Annotated in this window: 22 protein-coding genes; 11 read left to right on the forward strand and 11 right to left on the reverse strand. The window is 55.5% G+C overall.

The window, feature by feature from the left end; genetic code table 11:
- Both N6L25_RS13370 and N6L25_RS13375 read right to left on the reverse strand, forming a co-directional pair.
- Positions 1-1,482 carry a hypothetical protein gene (locus N6L25_RS13370; protein WP_271981180.1) on the reverse strand — a complete coding sequence of 494 codons (1,482 nt, stop codon included), beginning with the start codon at positions 1,480-1,482 and terminating at the stop codon, positions 1-3.
- A gap of 202 nt (positions 1,483-1,684) precedes the next feature.
- The gene (locus N6L25_RS13375; protein ID WP_271981182.1) at positions 1,685-2,437 is read right to left on the reverse strand and encodes a DMT family transporter; all 753 of its coding nucleotides are present in this window, start codon (positions 2,435-2,437) and stop codon (positions 1,685-1,687) included.
- Positions 2,438-2,459: 22 nt separating this feature from the next.
- On the opposite strand from N6L25_RS13375, the gene N6L25_RS13380 reads away from it, so the two are divergent.
- Positions 2,460-3,257, forward strand: a complete 798-nt coding sequence (locus tag N6L25_RS13380) for an AraC family transcriptional regulator (RefSeq protein WP_271981184.1) — start codon at positions 2,460-2,462, stop codon at positions 3,255-3,257.
- On the opposite strand, the gene N6L25_RS13385 is transcribed toward N6L25_RS13380, so the two are convergent.
- Positions 3,172-3,414 (reverse strand): VOC family protein, encoded by a 243-nt coding sequence (locus N6L25_RS13385; protein WP_334312398.1) that lies wholly within the window; start codon positions 3,412-3,414, stop codon positions 3,172-3,174. The two genes, N6L25_RS13380 and N6L25_RS13385, sit on opposite strands and share 86 nt — an antisense overlap.
- Positions 3,363-3,578, reverse strand: a complete 216-nt coding sequence (locus N6L25_RS13390; RefSeq protein WP_271981186.1) for a VOC family protein — start codon at positions 3,576-3,578, stop codon at positions 3,363-3,365. Before N6L25_RS13390 ends, N6L25_RS13385 begins: the two co-directional genes overlap by 52 nt.
- Positions 3,579-3,882: 304 nt before the next feature.
- Here N6L25_RS13390 and N6L25_RS13395 point away from each other — a divergent pair, with 304 nt between their 5' ends.
- The 4 genes from N6L25_RS13395 to N6L25_RS13410 all read left to right on the forward strand — a co-directional run bounded on the left by N6L25_RS13395 (position 3,883) and on the right by N6L25_RS13410 (position 6,779).
- A complete protein-coding gene (locus N6L25_RS13395; RefSeq protein WP_271981188.1) occupies positions 3,883-4,191 on the forward strand; it encodes a hypothetical protein in 309 nt (102 codons plus the stop codon).
- 307 nt (positions 4,192-4,498) lie between these two features.
- Positions 4,499-5,149, forward strand: coding sequence for a TIGR02117 family protein (locus N6L25_RS13400; protein WP_271981190.1), 651 nt, complete (start codon positions 4,499-4,501; stop codon positions 5,147-5,149).
- Between the two features lie 219 nt (positions 5,150-5,368).
- Positions 5,369-5,761, forward strand: coding sequence for a hypothetical protein (locus tag N6L25_RS13405; RefSeq protein ID WP_271981192.1), 393 nt, complete (start codon positions 5,369-5,371; stop codon positions 5,759-5,761).
- Positions 5,762-6,032: 271 nt separating this feature from the next.
- Complete coding sequence (locus tag N6L25_RS13410) at positions 6,033-6,779, forward strand: sterol desaturase family protein (protein ID WP_271981194.1); 747 nt, start codon at positions 6,033-6,035, stop codon at positions 6,777-6,779.
- A gap of 94 nt (positions 6,780-6,873) precedes the next feature.
- Here the strand turns inward: N6L25_RS13410 and N6L25_RS13415 are convergent, their stop codons facing one another.
- The 4 genes from N6L25_RS13415 to N6L25_RS13430 form a co-directional block, all read right to left on the reverse strand.
- Positions 6,874-8,499, reverse strand: a complete 1,626-nt coding sequence (locus N6L25_RS13415; RefSeq protein ID WP_271981195.1) for a phytoene desaturase family protein — start codon at positions 8,497-8,499, stop codon at positions 6,874-6,876.
- An 86-nt stretch (positions 8,500-8,585) separates the two neighbouring features.
- Complete coding sequence (locus N6L25_RS13420; RefSeq protein WP_271981198.1) at positions 8,586-9,197, reverse strand: TetR/AcrR family transcriptional regulator; 612 nt, start codon at positions 9,195-9,197, stop codon at positions 8,586-8,588.
- Positions 9,198-9,343: 146 nt separating this feature from the next.
- Positions 9,344-10,126 (reverse strand): DUF5602 domain-containing protein, encoded by a 783-nt coding sequence (locus N6L25_RS13425; RefSeq protein ID WP_271981199.1) that lies wholly within the window; start codon positions 10,124-10,126, stop codon positions 9,344-9,346.
- Between the two features lie 694 nt (positions 10,127-10,820).
- Entirely contained in the window at positions 10,821-11,513 is a 693-nt protein-coding gene (locus tag N6L25_RS13430; protein ID WP_271981201.1) for an alpha/beta hydrolase, read from the reverse strand.
- A gap of 350 nt (positions 11,514-11,863) precedes the next feature.
- Between N6L25_RS13430 and N6L25_RS13435 the strand changes: the two genes are divergently transcribed.
- Positions 11,864-12,067, forward strand: a complete 204-nt coding sequence (locus N6L25_RS13435) for a hypothetical protein (protein ID WP_271981203.1) — start codon at positions 11,864-11,866, stop codon at positions 12,065-12,067.
- Positions 12,068-12,511: 444 nt separating this feature from the next.
- On the opposite strand, the gene N6L25_RS13440 is transcribed toward N6L25_RS13435, so the two are convergent.
- The gene (locus N6L25_RS13440; RefSeq protein ID WP_271981205.1) at positions 12,512-13,468 is read right to left on the reverse strand and encodes an oxidoreductase; all 957 of its coding nucleotides are present in this window, start codon (positions 13,466-13,468) and stop codon (positions 12,512-12,514) included.
- Positions 13,469-14,127: 659 nt separating this feature from the next.
- On the opposite strand from N6L25_RS13440, the gene N6L25_RS13445 reads away from it, so the two are divergent.
- The 5 genes from N6L25_RS13445 to N6L25_RS13465 all read left to right on the forward strand — a co-directional run bounded on the left by N6L25_RS13445 (position 14,128) and on the right by N6L25_RS13465 (position 20,633).
- Positions 14,128-15,231 carry an OmpA family protein gene (locus N6L25_RS13445; RefSeq protein ID WP_271981207.1) on the forward strand — a complete coding sequence of 368 codons (1,104 nt, stop codon included), beginning with the start codon at positions 14,128-14,130 and terminating at the stop codon, positions 15,229-15,231.
- Positions 15,232-15,245: 14 nt separating this feature from the next.
- Positions 15,246-17,471, forward strand: coding sequence for an Ig-like domain-containing protein (locus N6L25_RS13450; RefSeq protein ID WP_271981209.1), 2,226 nt, complete (start codon positions 15,246-15,248; stop codon positions 17,469-17,471).
- Positions 17,472-17,736: 265 nt separating this feature from the next.
- Positions 17,737-18,507 carry a helix-turn-helix domain-containing protein gene (locus N6L25_RS13455; RefSeq protein WP_271981211.1) on the forward strand — a complete coding sequence of 257 codons (771 nt, stop codon included), beginning with the start codon at positions 17,737-17,739 and terminating at the stop codon, positions 18,505-18,507.
- Between the two features lie 221 nt (positions 18,508-18,728).
- Positions 18,729-19,958 carry a serine hydrolase domain-containing protein gene (locus N6L25_RS13460; protein ID WP_271981213.1) on the forward strand — a complete coding sequence of 410 codons (1,230 nt, stop codon included), beginning with the start codon at positions 18,729-18,731 and terminating at the stop codon, positions 19,956-19,958.
- Between the two features lie 258 nt (positions 19,959-20,216).
- Positions 20,217-20,633: a hypothetical protein gene (locus tag N6L25_RS13465; protein WP_271981215.1), complete on the forward strand. Its 417-nt coding sequence runs from the start codon at positions 20,217-20,219 to the stop codon at positions 20,631-20,633.
- Between the two features lie 119 nt (positions 20,634-20,752).
- Here the strand turns inward: N6L25_RS13465 and N6L25_RS13470 are convergent, their stop codons facing one another.
- Entirely contained in the window at positions 20,753-21,697 is a 945-nt protein-coding gene (locus N6L25_RS13470) for an IS5 family transposase (protein ID WP_271981218.1), read from the reverse strand.
- A gap of 609 nt (positions 21,698-22,306) precedes the next feature.
- Positions 22,307-22,948 carry a DUF6904 family protein gene (locus N6L25_RS13475; RefSeq protein WP_271981220.1) on the reverse strand — a complete coding sequence of 214 codons (642 nt, stop codon included), beginning with the start codon at positions 22,946-22,948 and terminating at the stop codon, positions 22,307-22,309.
- Positions 22,949-23,076 lie beyond the last annotated feature (128 nt).

Genomic DNA, 23,076 nt, shown 5'->3' on the forward strand with positions numbered 1-23,076 from the left:
TCAGCTTCCTCGCAAGAAAGGCGTGAAAATCGGCTCCGATGCTCCTTCGGGTCCCACCCCCTCCGTCTTGGCCAGTGGGCGGTGCACGCCCCAGGACCAACTCATGTTGGCGCCGTTGCGCCATTGCTGAAACCAGGGGTCCGACAGCCGAAGAAATCCGATACGCCAGCGGCTACCGGCAAGTTCCGACAGACTCAGGCGGTCCAGCTCGACCGCCGCTTCGTTCCCGACCAGGTTGGACGCTGAACGGAAGATGCCGTTGGCAATCAGGTAGCTACCCCCCGAAATGCCGAGGTGCCGGAAATGGACAAAGAGCCCGGCGACCATCGTCGAGGCGCCACTGGACGGGTCCTTCAGCCGCGCCCGGCTGATCAGCTTGGCATCGGAACCAAGTCGACCGGTGCTGATAGACTGGACGTAGCCTCGAACCTCGACAAAGTCGCCATCGTCGTTGTCGCCCAGATTATGAATTGGCGTGTTCCGTCCGTTAGGCAGAGAGCTGTCGTCAAACGGGCGCGTTCCAGCGGCATTCAGCAGCTCAAGGACGTCGTCATCCTGATAAAGGCCAATCAGGTGTGCTGCTATGCGTTTGGCGGCAGCTATCGAAGCCAGGGCTTCACGCAATAGCAGACCGGCTTCTGCCGCTGTCTTTCCGACCTGTTCGCTCTGTTCGCCTTTTCCCAGCCGTCGCAGCACAAACCCAAGGACATAAAGGTGCGCCTCCACGCTGATCAGGTTCGGCAAACCGACTTTGACTTGGACCACAAGATCGTCTGCACGTGTGAGGGTTTCGTCATTGCTCGCTGATTCCTTGATGGACCGCTGTGCGCTGGTCAGGTTGTGGCGAAAGTCCGCAATGACCTGCTGATGCTGGAGGAAAATGGCGTTGTTAAAGATCGGCTGCCCCTTCAAGAGGATGGGAATGCTCTGTACCGCCGCATTGAAGTCCGCGAGGCAGTGGATCCAGGTGGCGCGAAGTTCACCGAATATGGCGGACATTGCCGAAAGTCTGCGCAAGCCCTGGTAGTGTCGAAGGTTGTAACTGCCGAGGACCGTTTCTATATGGTTGTTAGCTTCGGACAGGACCGAGTGCAGGATGTCCTCAAGGTTGTCGGGGAGGTCATTGGTCGTCGCCTGTGCCAGGGCGAGGGCCCTGGCGACCAGTTGGTCGGCGGATAGTTCTCCGGGTAAGGCATCAACGGCCTGCTGGAGCGGCGTTGCGGAGGCTCTCACTGCGGTCACAACCGCGCTTTCAAGTTCTGCGTTGCCCCTTATCTGCTGCCACAAATTGTGGCCTAAGGTGCCGCAGTCAGTGGCGTACTGACGGGCCGCGGACAAGTCGCCGGCAATGAGTGTCGCATTGACGAGCGCGGCCCGCTCCAGGATGGCGGGAATGGCCGTGACTGCCGCGGGTAGGATGGAGGAATAGGACAGTCTCAAATCACGGACGGTGAGCAGGCGTTCCTCAAGGGTTGCGCTCATAACGATCTCCCTATCGTCTTTGGCTAACCTTGCAATACAGTATAGTCAAGCCGGTGCCCCGAAGGCCGTCCGCCCGGCCTGATTCTTAAACGTATTCGTTCTTCCATAGGACCAACTAATGGCAATATGACCTAAAACGGACCGGTTTCAGGTGGGCGCATCTGGCGCTTCGCGTCTTTGACTGAGAAGAGACGATTCGGAGTTATTTCGGTGCTCCTAGACTTGACCTGATGAGGCTCTGGCCACTTACAAGTATCACGCCGGCAATCACAAGGACGCTACCCGCCATAAATGCGGGCTCCAGCGGCTCGGGGAGCAACCAGCCCCCCAACAAAACCCCAAATATCGGTGTCATAAAGGACATAATGCCGATTGGGGATGCGTGGTAATTCCGAAGCAACCAGAACCAGATAAGAAAGGCGAGAAAAGCAACAAAGATGCTCTGAAAAGCAATGCTGCCAATAGCAATCGTGCTCGGAACGAAGCTGAGCTGGTCTGTTGCAAAGGCGGCAACAATGAGGAGTACAAACGCCATCACCAGTTGATAAAGGAGTGTTTCTCTTGGTGAGGCCCCCGCCAGCCGGGAGGTCCTGATTACAACGGTGGTTGCGCCCCAGGCAGCTCCAGCCAGTATGGCCAGTGTGTCACCGAGAAGCATGTTGGAAAGACTCGTTGGGGACAAGGCTGCATCCGTGCCCCAAAAAGCAACGGCTGTACCCGCAAACGCCAATCCGATACCGCTCCATTGCAGCCCGTTCAGGCGTTCCGTCGGAATCAGGAAATGCAGAATCAGGGCCGCAAATACTGGTGCGGTGTACAGAAATACCACAGCGTGAGAGGCAGAGGTATGCCTCAGGGCTTCACCCAGGAACAGGTACTCTACGGCGAACAGAAAACCGACCCATAGGCCAGGTTTCCAATTTCCTTCCGCAAGGGACCAACGTTCGCGTTGCACCCATGTGTACAGCCATACCAGGATGGCCCCGAGACACTCCCACGATTGGGGAGAGTTTGTTTACTCATACAGCGGCGTGATGGAGGTAAAAATTGGTGAGCAACATTACCTCGCACCGTCCCAGTATGGGCTTTGGCTCCCACCCAGAATTGAGCATCAAGGATTGAATCGCTATGAGGCTAGCCACTGCTCGCTGTATGTCTCCGCACCTTTCACTGACGATCTGCCAAAGGTGCCCTGCGCCCTGGAAGTCAGCCAGTTAACCCGAAGTATCCTCGAACACCTCAAGAGGCAGTCGTTGTCGTCACCGTATTCCCCAGCTGAAGAGCGATTGCTTCGGGTGCTTGTTGATCAACTCATCTCCGCGAAATGCGCAGGGAGTTATCTACCCGGTTCGGCCGACCCACTGCTCGGTTCGGTTCTCGCCTTTATCGAGGAAGCTCCTGGCGACGTTCGCCCGCTTTCTGAGTTGGCGAGACAGTTTCACACGACAGAGCGGACGCTGATGCGAAGGGCGAGGAGAGACCTGGGCATGCCCCTATCGGAGTGGCGTCAGCGGCTCCGGACCGTGGAGGCCATGAAAAGTCTTGAAGCGGGTATTAAGGTGGAACGTATTGCTTTGGATTTAGGTTACGCTAGCGCCTCCTCATTCATTGCCATGTTCAAGAAACTCATGGGGGTTACGCCCGATGAATACAGGCGCGGCATGAGCAGACCAGCCTTCAGTGGCAGCGTCAGCCCGCCGTCATCGCCGCGACATCCATCCAGAACATTTCCCAGACGTGGCCATCAGGATCGGCCAGGTGGCGACTGTACATGAACCCCAGATCCTGCAGCGGATTGATGTCGGCAATACCGCCATGCTTTGCGGCTGTGGTGACCATGGCATCGACGGCCTCGGTACTGTTGAAGTTGATTGCCAACATTACTTCGCTGGACGTCGACGGGGGATTGGGCGATCGGTGAAGGTGCGCCACTTGTGGCGGGTCAGCAGCATGACATGAATCGATTCGCTCCAGACCATGCAGGCTGCGGTTTCATCGGTAAACTGGGGATTGTTTTCGAAACCCAGGGCCTGATAAAACGCCATGGCGGTTGGCAGGTCGGTAACGGGCAGGTTTACGAATATCATCCGGGTCATTGTCACTCACTCCTTGGTGATTGAGGCGGTTACACCGCCTGGTATCTTCCTGTAGTCGCACAACCCGTTTGGGATTCGACAGGCCACGGTAAAAACCTGACCGGAATTTCGAGTAATGACAAAACCGGGACCGGCAGAACCGGCCCCAGGTAATACTCCAACACGATGGCAAAGCCGGTTGCATATTAACCAATCTTCACTGGCTGTTAATGGAAAGCCGGAGTTGAATGGAATCGTAGGGTAGAGAGCGAATCAGATTCCCTTCCAGAGAATCGCCACCAGTTTTCTACCCGGGAGGTGCATTATGAATATCAAGACCCTAACCGTTGCAACCGCAATGTCGTTCGCATTGATGACCCCCATGGCGTTCGCCGGATACGGGGAACAGAAAGACGAGCAGGGCAGCTGGACAGAACAGCAAGGCGCTACCAGTGCGCAGTCGCCGCGCTTTGAAGATCTGGATACCGATGCTGACGGCCTTATCAGTGCCGAAGAGCTGAACGTCTATGGCGCCACTGCCGCAGGCAACGTCGATCCCCTTGAGGTCGAGGATGCGAATGAGGATGGCGTGATTGATCGGGACGAATTTGAGGAGAGTGTTTCTGCCGAATAATGAGTGAGTCCCGAATTTTGGAACCCCGGTAACGCCGGGGTTCTGTATGCTAAAGTCTGAATTACTACAGCTAAAGGGGTGGTCATATATGCTCGCTCGGTTTTTGGTTGATCAAAACGACCGTAATACCCCGCATCCCCAACTGAGCGATACCATTCGCCGCCAATTCTTTGATCGTTTTCAATTCCTCCCGGGCCAGGCCCTAACCGTATAAAACCGGGTTGGGTTCAATCCGCCCGATTCGGTTCGGCCCCATCCATTCTCTGTTAGTGTAGATTACCGAAGCCTGTCTCAGCGGGGTATCAGGATGAAAGCGGCTGGCCTTCTATTCGTTTTGGTCGCCCTTTACGGATGCTCCGGAAAACCCTATGTCCTTGAGCCAGAGATCAATGCTGACAGTTCTCGTACGACCAGACTGTACGTTGTTGGCCATGGCTGGCACGTAGGGCTCGTGATTGCCGCCGACGAACTTAACCCGATGATTCCGGAACTCAAAGCACGATTTGGAGGGGCTGAGTATTACGAACTTGGCTGGGGTGATGAGGGGTTCTACCAAGCTCGGGAGATTACGACAGGCGTGACTCTCCAGGCGATCTTCTGGTCGCGGGGCGCCGTCATGCACGTTGCCGCACTGCCGGTTTCACCGGATCGCTACTTCCCTGGCAGTGACGTTGTCGACACCTGCCTCAACCCTGAACAAACCGACTCCCTGAAGCGGTATCTAGCCAACAGTTTCACCCAGGACGCTGGTAACAACCTGGTTGAACTCAAGCGCGGGGTCTATGGTGACAGCCAGTTCTATGAGGGTGAAGGCCGATACCACTTGCTTAATACCAGTAACAAGTGGGCCGCGAAGGCGCTGAAGAGTGGGGGTATGGAGATTTCGCCAACGCTCAAGCTTACGGCCAGTAGCGTCATGGCGTTCGTTAAGGCGAACCGCAAGGCCTGTACTCTGTAGGATCTGTCGAAAACCGGACCGATTGACCAAGCCCCGGTCGTACGGACATCGATACCGTCGATTCACAATCCGACCGCAACGTTTCAGCCATGGTATCGAATAACAATACCCAGTTGCTTAGCTCTCAATACTTTTCGCCCGAGCCTGTCGGTCGGTACAAGCCTGTGATTGAATATCGCTCGTACCAGGAAGAATAACGACAACCAAGGACCTGCAGAAATGAGCAAAACCCTAAGGAAGTATTATGAGAACGTGGATCTCACCCCCGGACAGGGCAAGGGCAGCGCTGTCATTTCCATCGGCATCGGCACGCTGGCGCTGCTGGGCGCCTTCTGTTTCGTCTGGCCTGAGCTGCTCACCACGCCGGACTTCCGTGGCTTTTACGATGAATTCACGTTGCGTGTGGCGCTGCAGATTAGCATCGCCATCAGTTTTGGCTTTGGCCTCTACTGTGCCCTGAAACATCAATCCCTGGGCTATGGCCTGACCGGCATGTTACTCGCTACCTGTGCAGCTTTGGTGGGATCGGGTCAGATTGAAGCGCCGCGGATCGATACCCGCAACCTCTACGTTGGCCTGGACTACTTCATCCTTACTCTAGGGAGCCTCTGATTAACTCCGAATCGCCTCTGCGCGATCTGAAGGCTGTAGATGCAAGACGCGGTTCGCAGCCAATGGCCCTGTTTTGATAAAGAACTTGGCCTTGGCAAGAGCCGCAACGCCGCAGGTGCAGCCTTCAGATCGCGCCCTGCGGGGCGTTCAGAGCCATCCACACTCGGCGTTGCGCCTTTTTGCAAGGTCCAGACATTACTGCAAAGTCGCGCCTTGATTGTGAATGGCTCTGAATGCCAGAGGTGATCCGGAGTTAATCAGAGGCTCCCTAGTGATCTTGGCACTGGTGTTCATTCCGTTGGAGCGTGCCTTCCCCAAGGACCCGGAACAAAAGGTACTGCGCAAGGGCTGGGTTACCGACCTGAAGTACTTCATGGTCAGCCATCTGGGCATCCAGCTGATCAGCTTCTTTACCATCATCCCGATCCAGGTTTACCTGCACCAAGCCTCCAACTGGGAGCTGCAGCAGTGGATCGCCGCCCAGCCGATCTGGCTGCAGTTCATCGAGATCCTGCTGGTCGTGGACTTCGGCACCTACTGGATTCACCGCGCCATGCACGAGGTCCCGGCGCTGTGGAAGATCCACGCGGTGCACCATTCCACCGAACAGATGGACTGGCTGGCCTCCTCCCGCCTGCACGTGCTGGAAATCCTGGCGAACCGCTTTGCTGGTTACCTGCCGATCTTCATCCTCGGCTTTGCGCCGTCGGCGGTCTACGCCTACCTGGTGTTCGTGTCGTTCCACGCCATCTTCATCCACGCCAACGTACGCTTGCGCTTCCCGGTTCTGCGCTGGCTGATCGCCACCCCGGAGTTTCACCACTGGCATCATTCTTCCGAAGACGCCGCAGTGGACAAGAACTATGCCGGTTTCCTGCCGGTCTACGACGTCCTGTTCGGCACCACCTATCTGCCGACCACCACGGCCTCCCGCTACGGCACCCGCTCCAACGACGTGCCCGAAGGGATTGTGGGGCAGTTCCTGTACCCCTTCAGGAGTTGGCTATCCGGGAAGTAAACCCGCGGCGGGCAAGGACGGGCCTAAGGTCGAGAGGGAATTGGGAGCAGTAGGAAAACTGGGGCAGTGATATGTGACTCTGCCCCTGATTTCCTTAACCCACGAACATGCGTTTCGCCAGCGGCAGGCCCTTCAAGCCGCTGACGGCAACGGTGGTCAGCAGCCCGCCGATCATCGCGCCCACCACGCCGCAGGTCATTACGTCCTGGCCTGTCAGGTACAGGCCGGGGATGCGGGTTTTTGGCTTGAGCCAGTCCTGCTCGAAACGTTCCGGCGTGTGGTCCAGACCGTAGATTTCGCCGTGCTCGTAGCGACAGAAATAGTCCGTGGACAGTGGCGTGGACAGCTCGTAGTAGTCAACCTTGCCGCGAATCTGAGGCATTTTTTCGTAGAGTTTCTCCAGCAGCCGCTGGGCGTAGGCCTCCTTTTTGGCCTCGTAGTCGTCGCCCCGCTTGCCCCAGGGCTTTTCGGCCCAGGCTTCATACCATTCGAAGGGGCCGGGGGCGACGATCTCGATGGTGGCCCGGCCGGGATAGCGTTCGGCGAAGCTGGGGTCCTTGGCGCTGGGGAAGGAGATGTAGGTCAGCGGAATGTCGGTGTGTTCCGGGTCGTCCAGGAAGCGTTGAACCTGGCCTTCGTAATCTGGCCCCGGATAGATCCACAGGTTGGTCTTTGGTAGTTCCAGATTTTCGGCGGTGTCCTGAATGCCCACATACAGGCAGACGCTGGCCATGGAGCGCTTTACGTGCTGCAGCTTCTGTAGATAGAAGTCCTGGTGTGGGGCATTGGCCGGCAGCAGTTTGCCAAAGGTGTTGAACACGCCAGCGTTGCTGATTACCAGCGGTGCCCGTACCTCTTCATCGTCCTTCATGCGGACGCCCACCGCTTTGCCGTCTTCAATCAGGATGTCGGTGACGTCGGCGTAGGTGAAGACTTCGCCACCGCTTTGCTGGACCACCGGGATGATGGTTTTTGCCATTTCCGAGGCTCCGCCAATGGGGTAGTAGCCACCGTACAGGTAATGGCGGGCGATCAGGGCGTGGATGATGAAGCTGGATTCCGCCGGCGGCAGGCCGTTGTCGCCCCACTGACCAGCGAGCACGGCGATCAGTTCCTGGTTGTCCGTCAGGCTTTCCAGCACCTCCCGGGTGGTCCGGTTCAGGAATTCGGGGGCCTTGCGCTTGGCCAATGCCCGGAAGGGGCTGGACAGCAGATTGGGCAGGACTTTGCCGAGCACCACGCCCGGCATGGCGCCAGCCACCTGCTTCAGGTACTTCAGGTAGGTGTCTATGGCCTGCTCTTCGCCGGGAAACGCCGCCTTGAGTTCGGTGGTAAAAGCCTCGGGACCAGCCACCAGGTCGACGTGTTTGTTGCCCAGGTAGATGCGGTCGTAGTGGGCATCCATGGGCGCCCAACTCAGCTGGCCGTCAGTAATGTGGTCGAACAGGCGTTTGCTGAGGGTGTGATCGGCACCCATATCGCCGATGTAATGTACGCCCACATCCCATTCGTAGCCGTTGCGGTCGTAACTGTGGGTGAAGCCGCCGGCGGTGTAGTGCTGCTCGAATACCACCACCTTCTTGCCCAGTTTGCTCAGGCAGGCCGCGGTGGTCAGGCCGCCGATGCCGGAGCCGATGACGATGGCGTCGTAGGGGCCGTCCAGGCGGTTGGCCCGGTAGCGGCGACCGACTCGAATGGTGCTGGGTTTGGGGCTGCTCATGGGCTGGTTTCCTCTTATTGGTGTTATTGGTGTTATTGGTGTTATTGGTGTTATTGGTGTTATTGGTGTTATTGGTGTTATTACTGTTATTGAGGTGATTGCTGTGATTGGTCGTTTCGGGAGCCGTCGAGGAGAAGCGTGAGAACACCCTCCGCCAGGGTAGGCTCTATGTCGGCGCCGGGCAGGTGGCCGTCGATGGTCAGTTCGGAAAACCCATGCACCAGCGACCACGCAGTGGCTGTCATCAGGGGCAAGGGCAGGGGTTTGAGATAGCCCACGCCCTGTCCCATTGCCACGGTTTCCTCCAGTACCCGAAAGGCCTCGAGCCCGGCTTCGTCCAGTCGCGGGTGCGCGCCCTTGGGCAGTATCCGCCCGCCGAACATCAGCCGGTACAGGTTGGGTTCGTCCTCGGCGAAAGCGACGTAGGCCAGCCCGATATGGAGCAGCGCGTGGCGGGGATCGGTCTGATCCACCCGCCGTAACCGGTCCCGTAACAATTGAAACCCGGTAATCGCCAACTCGGCCAGCAGACTTTCCCGGTCCGAAAAGTGGCGATAAAGCGCTGGGGCGCTGACGCCGATCCGCTTGGCGATGGCCCGCAGGCTGATGGCGGTATCGCCTTCCGTCCGCAAGATGTCCAGTGCCTGCTGCTGGGCTTGCTGGGGAAGGTCGCCGTGGTGGTAGGCCGGTCTGGGCATGGTTTACCTGATAGGATTGAATGTTAAAGGTGTTAACATAGTTAACGGTGATAACATCACAGGTCCGGGGCGGGTGTCAATCAAAAGGAAACCCTGGGATAGGCCTGGGTCGTTTGGGGGATCGGGATATCGAGTGGTGCCGCCCTTCAGTCAAACCTTTGCAGCTTCTCCAGCGCGATGGAGTATTCACCGTTACCGACATCGAACTCGATCCGGTAGCTCGCCGGATACCACCCCGGATAGCTGTATGTTTGCGGCCTTTTTATCGACGCCGTCATCTCGGGGAGCAACTGGAGAAAAGCCAATGACACCATGGGCTCAATGAAAATCAATTGACCCTTGTAATAGCCATAGATGAGGTTGTGGCTAAAGGGCCTGCCATGGAATTCTTCACCGGCAGGGTCGAGGGCATGCATTCCCATTTGTTCCACTTCCGTATCGGGTGGAATGACATACCCTTCGGGAAGTAGTTGTGGGTCTGGCGCTGCCATGGCCATGGCTCGATCCTCCCCGCGGAACGTGATCGCCTCACGGGTTTCATGGTCGATCAGATAAAAATGCACATCAAAGTGAGGGACGGAATAGACCCCTTCGGGCTCGTGCCCTGCCGGGTTCCAGTCAAGAACCACGTGGTCATAACCCGTGTTGGGGCCGGCATCCGGCAGAGGTAGCGGGAAGATCCATACCGATTGATCCGCCTGGGCTTCGGGCAGCCCCTGAAGTGCGTCTTTGGTCATCACAACAGAAATGGACTCGGGTTCGTTGGTGTCGTTGACCACGACCATCACGCGAGCCGTCCCGTCGCCCACCGCCACTGGCGGGCCATTGAACATCGATGGCTCGGTGGCGAATGCCAAATCATTAAGGCCAATAAGTGCCAAAGCATAGATGGAACAGGCGGTGTGACGTTGACTGAGCGCGGTTTTCATAAGCTCACTCCTCAATGACCGGGGCCGTCAAATACCCTCAACGGCAGGAATGGCCGGGAAGCCTTCGCCCTACGGGCTAACTTAGAGGAGATAACAAGTGGCAGGCGGAGCTGACAGCAGGAAACACGCACTCTGTCCGCGCGCTTGTTCTCACTACCAACGAGATGGGGTTTGGCTGTATTTAACCAATATATCACCAGCACTATAGTTGAGGGAGCTATTGCTGTGAGTTAACCCCTATATCGTTCCCGCACCTGCCTCAGTAAAAACTCCCCAAGCTTATGAAGCGCAATAACCAGCACAGAAACCACGACACAGAAAATGGCGAATCCCAGAAACAGCGGCCATAGCTGCATCGCCGTTATGAAATCCTCCTTACAGGAAGCGATGAAGAACGGTACCAGGAGCAGCAGGAGTAGGAGGTTATTGAAAGCTCGAAACATGGCCTTCCCTGTGCTTACTAGAGCCTGGCGAATGCGCTTGGGCGGTCGTTCTCCCTAGTGTAGCAATAGTGTAGCAATGGTACGGGGTTTTCGTTTGAGCGTTCGCTTGTAGAAATTGTGAAAGTTGTGGCAACTAAACCGCGTGGAAACCGGGGCTGATCCATTTTCGCTGACTTCATAGCCTTAAAATAAATCTGTCCCGGTTTCGACTTTCGGTTTCGACTTTTCCGCCTAGGGCGTGTTAACCGAACTTAGCCGAAAGAGCTGGCAGCTTCATCAATTAACGCAATAACCTCACCCGGATGCGAGGCCATGGGTGCATGGCCTGCTTGTAAAGTGATCGTTTTTTGAGCTTTCATGCGCTCGGCAAACCATTCTTCCGTTTCTGGTGGAATCATGCGGTCATTCGCAGATACCTGATACCAGCTAGGTTTTTCTTTCCATGCCGGAGCACCGGACTTGTCCTCGAAGCATCGGGCTGCGATTGGCTTTTGACTTAAAGCCATGACCAGTGCCTCGGTGTCGTCAACATCTTGACAGAAGTTTTCACGGAATTTCTCTGTGTCTAGCCAGAGAAAGCCATTGTCATCTGGACGAATAATCGCTGCTCCCGGAGGCGCTTCTCTCATCGCGAACAGGCCGCCTGGATTTTCACCCTCATCCGGTGCAAATGCGGCGATATACACCAGTCCTACGACATTAGGTGTATGACCGGCGCCGGTAATGACCATGCCGCCGTAAGAGTGGCCGACCAACAGGGTTGGACCATTTAAAGCGGCGGCGAGTTTACTGGTTCGTTCGATGTCATCTGGCAGCGAAGTCAGCGGATTTTGTACAGCACGAACCCGGTAGCCTTTGTTATGTAGCGTCGGAATAACATGACGCCAATGGGAGCCGTCACCCCAAGCGCCGTGTACTAAAAGAATGTTTAACTTGTCGGACATGGCAGTTCTCCTCTGTGATTAAAAAGCGACCCATCGCCCGAAGTTGCGGCTGGCTTGGAGCGCAGCGGAAAACTAATCCGAGACTATGCGCTTTGGTCCCAATTGAGCCTTCTCACAAGCCTAGCAGTTGACCGCTAGGCTGTAAGGCGACCAGGCTCTACAAGGGAAAAGACTCAGGAGTTTTTACCATAACGCCACCCGCAATTAATGTGGAATCGACTTGCGCGCACACAACTTGTACGTCGGGATAATCACTCAACTGGGCAAGAAATGAGGCGTCCGAAAACTTCGAGCTACGATGGGTTCTACGGCAGGAGCGTCGTATCGCCCGCGCCCAGGAAGATTATGCGGTGGTGGAGGAATCCTATTGGCAGGAAATGGAGCTTGAGCCTTTGAGCCCGCACGTGAGAGGGAACTATGCGCACTTCCTTCTTGGGCAAGGGCGCTTGCAAGAAGCCAGGAGATACTACGAGGAAGCCCTGGCACTGGGGGATTATCCGCTGGCGCGTCAACAATACGAGGAACTGCTCGAAAGAATGGCGCAGGGGGGCTGAAGCTCTACTGAATCCAACGGCAGCCCCAAATTTTAAGGCGAAAACCGGGACCGAACTGTTTCGCTGGCTTGGTTGGCCTTAGGATAAATCTGAAAATCATGTGGCCAGCCTCCCGTTGCCCGTCATCCGGAGTAGGCTGGTAGTCGGCACACTCAGCGCCGCTACAGGAGGCTGGCATGAGCTTAATGCGCCATTGACGCCCACACTGTTCCAGCAACGCCTACCCAACGAACTGTCCGTCATCGAACGGGCACTGCGACCTTTCCGGGAGGATCTCTACACCGTCGCGGTGGAGTCCGTCTTCAACTGACACTGGCTGGTGGACGGCCTGCCGGCTACCAGCTGATGCTGGTCAACACCCATGCGGTTCAGCAGTACCGGGCTTCGGGGGAGGGCGAATTGTTAAATAAAACACAACCCGCCCCTTTTCAATGCCTTTTTTCGCTAGATCGCCGCCAGTGCGGTCTTGTAATTCTGGCCCGTCAAGGACTCTGAAACCGCCCAAAGCTGGGCTGCGATGCGCGGGTCTTGGGCGTGGCGTGCAATTTTAGCCTTGGCCGGCGGCCCAAATATCTCAAAAAGGTGTTTAGGCCCGATGTAGTCGCCGCCCTGGACCTGTTCCGAGGTAGCGGCATACAGCGTCGGTAAACAACCCATGTCCGGGGCTTGCGAGACGAATGGCGCGACGCGCTCGCTGATCTTCACCAGGGCGGCGTGACGCTCGGCCAGTGCGGCATTCGCGAGGCTGGTGGAGGACAAGCCGGGATGGACGATGATCGAGCGAATCGGCACCGTATGGTTGGCGAACTGGCGCTGCAGTTCCAGGCCGAACAGCAGGTTGGCCAGCTTGCTCTGGCAATAGGCGGTGGCGCCGTTGTACTTCCGGCTTAGTTGCAGGTCGTCAAAATGGATCTTGCCGGCCCAATGCGCCAGGCTGGCGGTGGAGACCACGCGCGCATCCGGCGACTTGCGCAGCAACCCGAGCAACTGGGCCGTGAGCGCGAAGTGACCGAGGTGATTGGTGCCGAGCTGCATCTCAAAGCCATCGACGGTCTGCTGACGCTGAATCCAGCCGATACCGGCGTTGTTGATCAACACATCGATACGCTCGTACTGCTGGTTGAGTTTCTCGGCACAGACGCTCACAGATTTCAGATCCGCCAGGTTCAGCGCGATCAGATCAATGTCAGCGGCCCCGACCGCCCCGATGATGGCGTCGCGGGCCTCCTCCGCCTTGGCAAGATTACGGCAGGCCATAATGACCTTGCCCCCCTTCGCCGCCAGTACCTTGGCTGCCTCAAAGCCGATACCGCTGTTAGCGCCGGTAATCAGAAAGATCTTTCCGGCTTGCTCCGGAACATGCTGTTCCGCCCAGGAAGGGATAGGGGATTGCTTGGCCATGCTTCACCTCAGTTCGATGGGTTTCGAACCATATCATACTTTGATAAGTATCGAAGTCAATCTGCGGGCCTTGCTTACTTATCCGGGCCAGCTCCGCGTTAGGGCAACGGAAACCGGGACAGAACTATTTTCACTTGATTGACAGGCTATTAAATAAATCTGTCCCGGTTTTTCGCTCCGGTTTTTCGCTGGGGAAGCTGGGGCAGAGTGGACTAGGGGAGGTCCAGAATCCCGTTGACCCCCTTTGCTCTTTTAGTTGGGGAGCTGTCCACCGCGCGGGCAGTGGCTGTGGGGCGATATCTGGCCGACCAGGGCGCACCCGAAAGACGCATGGTCGCTGATGGGACTTCTCCGGAGGGCTTACAACAAAATCGGATCATCGAATTCAATCTGACGGACCGTTGAGTTGCTCCCACCGCATCACGTCAAAATGTGAACCATTGTAAAATCAGGCGGTTACCACAGTCTGACTTGGTCGAACTGACAGCGGTATCCAGCTTACGGGCCAATGCTGCTTTATGGGCCACTAATATATTTTCTTGCCCATTAACAAAAAGAAACATTCAGTCACATTCCTGTGAGCTTAGCAAGAATATTACTCGCCAAGGACCCTTCGGGCGACAGCCAAAAACCAAATACGTGAAAGGTATCACGCTTCCATGACTCAACTTCCCAAGCTTCTGCTGGCTGGATGCGTAGCACTCCCCCTTAACTGGGCGCACGCTGACACCAATCATTTTCCGTTGTCCTACAGCTTCGTTGGTGCTGAAGTCGGTTTTGTCGACTCCGGCAATTCGAAAGACAAGTCGTCCAATATCGATAACCTCGCAAACTACCCGGAATACGGCCTTACATTGGGGCATCAGTTCAACCCCAATTTCACGTTGATGGGGGCATTCAGCTATGGCGACGCTGAGACCCGTTCAACCGATATCGACACCGAAATTCTGCGGGGCTCAATCGCCGGTCGCATTCATCCCGGGAAATTCCGGCTCGCCAACTGGCGTCCGTTTGCGGGGCTGGGCTACAGCTACACCGACATTGACGTCGACGGCGCACTTGATTCAAAAACCGAAGACGCCCTGTACCTCGAAGGCGGCTTCCAGCGCATGGTAAGTGAACGTATTGTTTTCGAAGCCGGTGCGCGTGCCCGTACAGAACTGGAAGATGGCTACGTTGATGGCCAGGTCTTTGCCGGCGTTCAGTTCCTGTTCAACCGTTCTTATCCGCAGGCTCCCAGAAACCAGCTTCCCGAGCTCCCTGCGCCCGTCGCTCCGCCTGTCGCTCCGCCCGCCGACACCGACGGCGATGGTGTTCCCGACCCACGCGACTTGTGCCCCAACACCCCCCGGGGTGCCTTGGTGGATGAAGATGGCTGCGCCCGGGAGCTGACCCGTGAAATCAAGGAAACCCTGTACGTTGAGTTCGACCTCGACGGCACGGACGTCAAGCCGGAGTACTTCGATGACATCGGAAAACTGGCGGAATTAATGACCCAGTACCCGACCAGCCGGATTCTGCTTGAGGGTCACACCGACAGTACCGGCAGCTCACGCTACAACCAGAATCTTTCCCAGAGCCGCGCAGACTCTGTCATGAAGGTATTGGTTCAGGAATTCAACATTGGTTCCGAGCGCATTTCGACGACGGGCATGGGGGAATCACAGCCTGTTGCCGACAACGCAACTGATGAAGGCCGCGCTACAAACCGGCGTGTTGAGGCCATCCTCACCGGTAAACACACTGAAATAATGCAGAAATAAAAAAGGGGCTCACCATGACTCATTTCAAATCTCACCTGGGGATCGGCGTGACGGCACTCGCCCTTCTCATCGCCGGCTGCGGCGGTGGCAGCGGTCCTAGCGACCCTCGGATTCCGGCCGAAAACTCGCCGTCCGATGGTGGTGGTGACAGCACTGTGGGTGGCGTGCAGGAAACTTTCTGCACATCCGAGAGCACCGTTTTTGAAGTGTCTGAATTCGTGCCTGAGGATGGCGAGCAGGACGTAGCCCTCAACAGCAGCATTCGGGTGACCTTCAACACCGATGTTGACGCAGCTTCTGTTAGCCAGAATTCCCTGCCGCTGACCATTAACGGCAACGCAATCGTGGTCTCAGCGTCTTACAACACTCTGGGCAAGGCCGTCGTCATCAACCCCGATATGGACCTGATGCCCAATACCGACTACCAGGTAACCGCCACGACGGACCTGCGGGCTCTCTGTGACGAGGAAGGTGACCTGGTCAAGAACCTGACCGCAAACGACTCCGCCGCATTCAGAACGGGCGGCGAGGTCGATAATCAGGGACCGTCAGCGGTTGCTTCCTCCCCAGAGGATGGTGAAACGCTCGCTCCGACCGACACCAATATCTATGTCGAGTTCGACGAAGAGATCGATCCTCAGTCCGTCAACTCTGGCAACTTTACCGTTACCGAGATCGACGAGAACGGCAACCCGGTTGGCACTGTAGAAGGTGTGATCAATCCGGTGGGCAACTCCATCGAGTTTAATCCCGACAGCAATCTGAGCTTCCAGACCTTCTACGAGATTACGGTGGATACCACCATCACCGATCTCGCCGGTAACGGTCTGGTCCAGTCCGAGACTTATACCTTCCGTACCGGTGGTCTGGTCGTCCTGCTGGACAACACCCTGCTGGCACAGCCGAAGTCATCCCAGAGTGCGGACGGTTTCGATAGCGGCATGCTGGTTGACGGCCTGCATTCACTGGGCGGCACCTTGCTATCCGCACTGGAATTTGGCGATTCCGAGGACGGCCTGAACAGCCTCGACAATGCGCTGATCCTGCAGATTCCTCTGGTGGAAGACCTTCTCACGGCCTTGACCAGTCTGAATGCTGGAGAGACGCCAACTCTGGAAGGTACTGATTTTACCCAGTATTCATCTGCACTGGTTGCCGTGTGTGACCCGAAATCAGTCACCACCACCGATCCGTCTGCGGACTGCACGCTGGCTCTGGATCTGGGTCTGGACGTAACGCAACTCCAGAGTCTGGCCGATGCCTTCACCGGCGGTAATCCAGAGCAGATTCCGGTGCTGATACAGGCCATGGCGGAGACCTTCGCTTCCGGTGACTTCAACAACCTGCCCCAGGAGCTCTCCGATGTTCTGGGTGGTCAGCTGTTCCCGAGAAACGACGGACTCGGCGTCGAATTGCGCCTGGTGGACGACAGCGGCATTCCACTGCCTGCTCAGGTTGAAGACGCCCTGTTGATGGTGCTGGATGCGTTCAATGCCATTCCGGTACTGGGAGAGCTGTTCAACCTGGATGATGGCAAGTCAATCGTCGATCTGGGCCTGCTGGAAGGTTCCCTGCTGGGTGTTGATCTGGGTGGACTGGTCTCTGTGGATGTTCTCAGTGGCACGCAAACGTTTATTGGTGAAGACGGCGTGCTCAATCTCGGCGGCGCCCTGTTCGACCTGTTGCTCGGCATGATTCCCGAGCCGGGAGCGCCTGAGCTGCCAGGTGGTGATCTGCCTCTGTCACCCGAGGATCTGCCCTTGATTGGTGATTTGCTGAACATGGAAGATTTCCCGCTGGACCCTGCACGTCTCGGTGAGTTGGCCGACATGCTGCAGCTGCCGGAAGACTTTGAGTTCGATCCGGCAACCCTGCCGCTGATCGGCGATATTCTGTCAGCGCTGCCCAACGATTTCCCGGGTGAGCTTCCAGATGGCGGCGCTGAACAGCTGCCACTACTCGGTGACCTGATCATGCTGCTGGACCCATCCAACCTGGGTGACTTTGACGGCAACCCACTGGCCTCCATCCCGGTTCTGGGTGACCTGGTTGAACAGCTGATTGCCCTGAGCGAGGGTGGCGGTGGGTCATTCCCGCTGGTTGGTGAGCTGACCGCACTGCTGGAAGGTGGCGATCTGGGTGGGGACAGCCCTCTTGCTCCACTAACCGATCTGCTCAACCAGGAGCAGCTGAGTGATGCTCCGTTGCTGGGTGATCTCCTGGGCTTGTTGGGAGGCTAACTCCGATAAGGCACCACCAAAAAACCCGCCGGTTGGCGGGTTTTTTGATGTCTGGAATAAAGAAATTTTTATCGTTTTACCTTCCGGGGTGGGGAAGGGCAAAAGGCAAGACCCGGCCCTCATGCTCGTATGTCAGCCTCCCGTAGCGGCGGTGAGTGTGCCGACTACCAGCCTACGCCCAAATAAATCTGTCGCGGTTTTAGTGAAAATAGATCAGTCTTGGTTTTTCTGACGAATCAGTCCCAGTTTTTAGAGGGTCTCGGTTGTGGGCGCGGAACTTTATTTATGGGACGATCAGTTCGTCTGGATGGGCAGTCTGGCCACCGACAACGTCTCCAATCGTTATGCCGTGACTATGATGATGTCACTGGATGGGAAGCCGATGGATGTCACGCTGGCCACCGGTGACGTGATAAGCAGCCGCGCTCTTCTGGTGTTGCCGCGAATCAAAGCCACGCTTCACGCCTCGCTGAGACCCTTCATGAGCGTGAATTGGGATCCTCACAGCCGGGAATTCCACGCACTGTCACAAGTTCTGAGCGAGCATGGTGGCAAGATGCACTTACCAGATGCCCTGGTACAGCAGTACGCACCGGTATTCACGGAAATTCTCAACACGCCTTCCTCTTGCGGTTATTTGGCCGGCCAAATTAAGGCCTTGTTTCAAGCCATTTGTCCTGACTATTACAATTTTCCACAAGCTGATGCTCGAGTGCTGTGCGTTGCAAATCGTTTGCGCGAAGAACTTCCAAGCGGCGTAAACGCCGATGCTCTAGCGACCGAACTGGGGCTTTCGGCAGGCCGCCTGAGCCACTTGTTCACCGCGCAGCTGGGTATCAGCATGCGCAATTTCCTTCTATGGGCCAAAGCGCGACGCGCCATCGGAGAATTGACTTCTGGACGTCGGCTCACTGATATCGCATTAGGAGCGGGCTTCGCCGATTCGGCACATTTCACTCGCACACTTCAGCAGCACTATTCCGTCACTCCGTCTTTCCTCGCCAATGATGCAGAAGTGTCGTTGCATCGGTGTTAGGAAGTCTCTTCTGTTTTTATCGCCGTTGCCATGACCGTCTCCCCGTAGTTCAGGCTTAGCCGCCTTCTCACCTGGCTTGCCGTAGCAGGGACATTCAAGTCATGCCTTAGTGAGTCCTCTATATTGCTCCCTCATCCAAATGGACCTCGTCCCATGTACTGCACAGCGCTCCCATGGATGGACCAGTAACCAACAACAATCAATGGCTGGAGTAATTCAATATGAGCGATCTGACCCTGACTACAGGATACTTCTCGTGGCTGAGTAAGGTCTGGAACAAATTGATGGATATTAAAGCGGTCATGACCTACGCCGCGTCCTTCAAGCCAAAGAATATCGATAGAAACTTCCGCAATTTTCACCTGGAGCGTCCCTCAGTCCGTATTCCCAATAACGGTCCGATACAGAGCTTTGAATACGATCGGGTGAAACAGGTTTTTCCCCAAAGCTATACCTACAACGGTGAAGAGCGAGATCTGGGGGATTTGCTGCGCCGTTTCCACTGGACCGGCATGGTGGTTCTTAAGAACGGCTACATTGTTCATGAGGATTATGCGCGCGGTAATTCCGCAGAGGATCATCACATTGAATTCTCTGTCACCAAATCATTGACCGCCATCATCTTTGGCATCGCCCGCGACGAAGGGCTGATTCCCGACCTGGACGCCCAGGTAGTCGACATCATCCCCGAGCTGAAAGGTTCCGGCTATGACGGCGTAACCATTCAGCAGGTGCTGGATATGACCACCGGCATTCGCTTCACAGAAGTATACGATGACCTCAATTCCGATATCGTGCGGATGACCGTAGCCATGCTGCGTGGCTCCATGGATGAGTTCGCAAAAACCATGGTGCGAGAACGCGAGCCTGGCACCTACAACCATTACGCCAGCATCCACACACATATTCTGTCCTGGATTATTCGTAAGGTCACCGGAGTGCCCTTTGTGGATTATTTTCGCGACAAACTCTGGTCAAAAATCGGTGCTGAATCTGATGCCTATTTGCTGCAGGATGCCTGCGGTGAGGGCATGTCCTTCGCCGGTTCTTCACTGCGTTTACGTGACTTGGCCCGGGTAGGGCAGATGGTACTAAACGGCGGTGTCTCCATGACCGGCGAGCGTGTTGTCTCGGAAGAGTGGCTGCAGCGCTCCACTACCACCGATACCCCGCAATCCCTGCCCAGCGCGTACCCGGAGATGTCCAATTACCCCTGGGGCTATAAAAACCAATGGTGGATTCCTACCGAACGGGATGGTGGGGATTTTTCTGCGATTGGAATCTACGGCCAGTTTCTTTACATCAACCCCGCGCGCAAGGTGGTTATCGCGATGAACTCAGCCTATGAAAACTTCCCCAAGGATGAATTGATCTACGAAGTGATTCCAGCGTTGCAGGCCATCGCAAAACAACTGAGTTTAGAGGCCAACGCGCAGTCCGCACCGGTGTAAGCCCATCAGCACGCTACACAGCGGTCATAGATCAGGCTTATCAAATGTTTCGAATTTTCAATTAGCAGCAACCTGCAAAGATGATTATATTTTTTCGCCGCCTTTGAGAGATTGCGTCAGCGATCCTGAACCCACTGAAACGCCGCCGGGAGTCACCTGTGACTGATAGGAAACTGAGCTCCTAAAATATATCTGTCCAGGTTTTCTCTATATTACTCAAAGGGTTATTCAATAAATGCAATAGGTAACTCGTGCAATATGAATATTGTACTTTTGACCAAGCCGGTATTCGGTTGGCAGCGTCCATTATGGATTGAAGTGCTGATCAACGATCGCTATATGGATCTGATTGACGAGCTCTCAAAGAGAGTCCGTGTTGATGAGGAAGCCGAGGAGATTTTAGAGGCCCGGGGCTATTGGCACCGGAAGAGTGAGTTTAAGCGTTGTCGACTGCAAGCCCGTTGTGGCAAACACTTCGTGAACTTCAGGCTGGTGAATAATGATGATGGTAAGTCTGTCTATTCCCAGGGAATATGCACTCTGGTTCTGAAGGAGTTGTTTCAGATCACGACACCAGGGAAAAAAGTCTTCTATGCCGAAGATCAGGCGATCCTAATGGCACTTTATTACTCCACGCGGAACAACACTGCTAAGGAAGGTCTGAATAACTGCTAATTTTTGCTGACATTGGCTTTAGCCGGCAAAAATCTGAAGATTCAGACGCGATTCTCCCAATATTTGTGTGTTTTTTTGCCCGTTTCCCGCCATTTTGGCGGAAAACAGGCGCACTGGCCTTACGCCAGCATGTATTTTTCACCAATCAGCAGGTTGCTGAACGCAGCCAGCAAATGCAGCCGGTTATTGTTCTTTGCAAGGCCGCGATAGCGGACCTTGCTATAACCGAAGACCTGCTTGATGTACCGGAAGGGGTGTTCCACTTTGGCACGAACACTGGCTTTGATCTTTTCAGCTTTCAGTTTGTCGGCATCCAGCTTCTTCCGGGAACCAGGTCGTTTGGCAATGAACCAAGAAACGTTTTCGCGGTGTTTATGCTCTCCCCGCTTTTGAATGCCAAGGTATCCGGCATCGCCGAAAACTCGTTGCTCTTCACCGTGCAGCAGCTTGTCGGTGGGCACGATGTCGTGAACGTTGGCAGCGGTGGTGTCGATGCTGTGTATCAGGCCCAGCGTGTCATCGACACCAATGTGCATCTTCATGCCGAAATGCCATTCGTTGCCCTTTCTGGTCTGGTGCATCTCCGGATCACGTTTGCCGGTACTGTTCTTAGTGGAGCTGGGCGCAGAGATGATAGTGGCATCTACAATGCTGCCTTCGCGCAGTATCAGGCCATTTTTCTCCAAGTGCTTGTTCACTTCTTTGAACAACTCCTTGCCAAGGCCATGCTGCTCCAAGAAATGCCGAAAATTGAGAATGGTAGTCTCGTCCGGCAAGCGATCCAGCTTCAGACCGGCAAAGTGCCGCATGGATTCGATCTCGTACAGGGCGTCTTCCATGGCGGGATCACTGAGGTTATAGAACAACTGCATGCAGTGAACTCGCAGCATGGCAGACAGCGGGTACGGAGGCCTTCCGTTCTGGCCCTTAGGGTAATAACGGGCTACCTTCTTCTCCAGCTGCTTCCACGGAATCAACTTTTCCATCCGTTCCAGAAATATCTCGCGACGTGTCTTGCGCTTCTTGTTCTGGTATTCGGCTTCGGAGAAGGTCATCTGATCCATGGTGGCAACGAATCCTATGTGGTTGGTGATGGCCGTATTGTCGCTGATTTCGAGACTTATTCAGAGTCTCCCTAACTCTGTGGCACTCTCGGAGTCCTGCTAATCTTTTCCGGCTGTCACCCCAAGAGTAACCGTTCTTCCCAACCAGTCGCTGCATTGGCCGGCTAGCGGATGGTGTCTGGAATCATTGGGCGAGAATTTAGGGGACAGGTCTTGTCTTTAGCTTTTTTATCTTTTTGCCATCAGGAGTGGGGAAGGGCAAAAGGAAAGACCTGGCCCGAAATTTGTCTAGCAACAAAGCTAGGGAGCCTCTGATTAACTCCGGATCACCTCTGGCATTCAGAGCCATTCACAATCAAGGCGCGACTTTTTAGTCATGTCTGGACTTGGCAGTAATGTCTGGACCTTGCAAAAAGGCGCAACGCCGAGTGTGGATGGCTCTGAACGCCCCGCAGGGCGCGCTCTGAAGGCTGCACCTGCGGCGTTGCGGCCCTTGCCAAGGCCAAGTTCTTTATCAAAACAGGGCCATTGGCTGCGAACCGCGTCTTGCATCTACAGCCTTCAGATCGCGCAGAGGCGATTCGGAGTTAATCAGAGGCTCCCTAGAGGTCACCATTCAATATCTGGCCATTCGCGAGAATCATGTAGCTCGTGGGGAGAACACCCATGCTTCTTGGCCTCCCGCTCAAGCATAGCGGAATATTCTAGATACTCAGGCGACCACTGGGCCATTGATCGAATCAGGGCTGGCAAGCGGCGGAATCTCAGCTTACCAGAGCCACCTTCGTAGAGGTACGAATAGGCCACATCTGTAACGTAGCCATCCAAGAAATCCGGGGTTACGGCCCCGATTGATGGATAGATTGAGACCACCTCACTACCAACCTTCGGATCGTACCCGACAAGAGCCGATTCCACACAGTACTCGAGCCTGGCCAGGTTGGACTGGTGCTCTTTGTTCGTGGGACGGTATGCCGCAAGTTGACGGAGGTAGGAGGTGTAAAAAATGATGTGGGGCCATACAAAACGGGTGCCGAACTGCGTCCCGGACGGCGATTTTCGTGTTTCCCGTTGGCGCTCAAAGGCCTTTCGGATTTCGTAGGCCACAGACAATGCATGTTCGTGCTGATCCGCGGCTCCATTGGGAGCATCGCACAGATAGTGAATCGTTTCGTGAAGATTCTCTAGATCATCTGCGTGCCCGAATAATGCGAGCCCGGTACCCTTTTTCGTCGGCGTGGCATGTAGCATCCATGGTCCTCAATTTTTAAAGAAGTTGTCGGTAAAAGTGTTAGCAATATCGGGGACAGGTTTTATCTTTTACTAATTTGGTTTTCCCTCAGGTGGGAAGGGCAAAAGGGTATCTGACCCCGAAATGC

It is taken from the genome of Marinobacter sp. SS21, assembly GCF_028369065.1.
In the GTDB taxonomy this organism is placed as follows: domain Bacteria; phylum Pseudomonadota; class Gammaproteobacteria; order Pseudomonadales; family Oleiphilaceae; genus Marinobacter.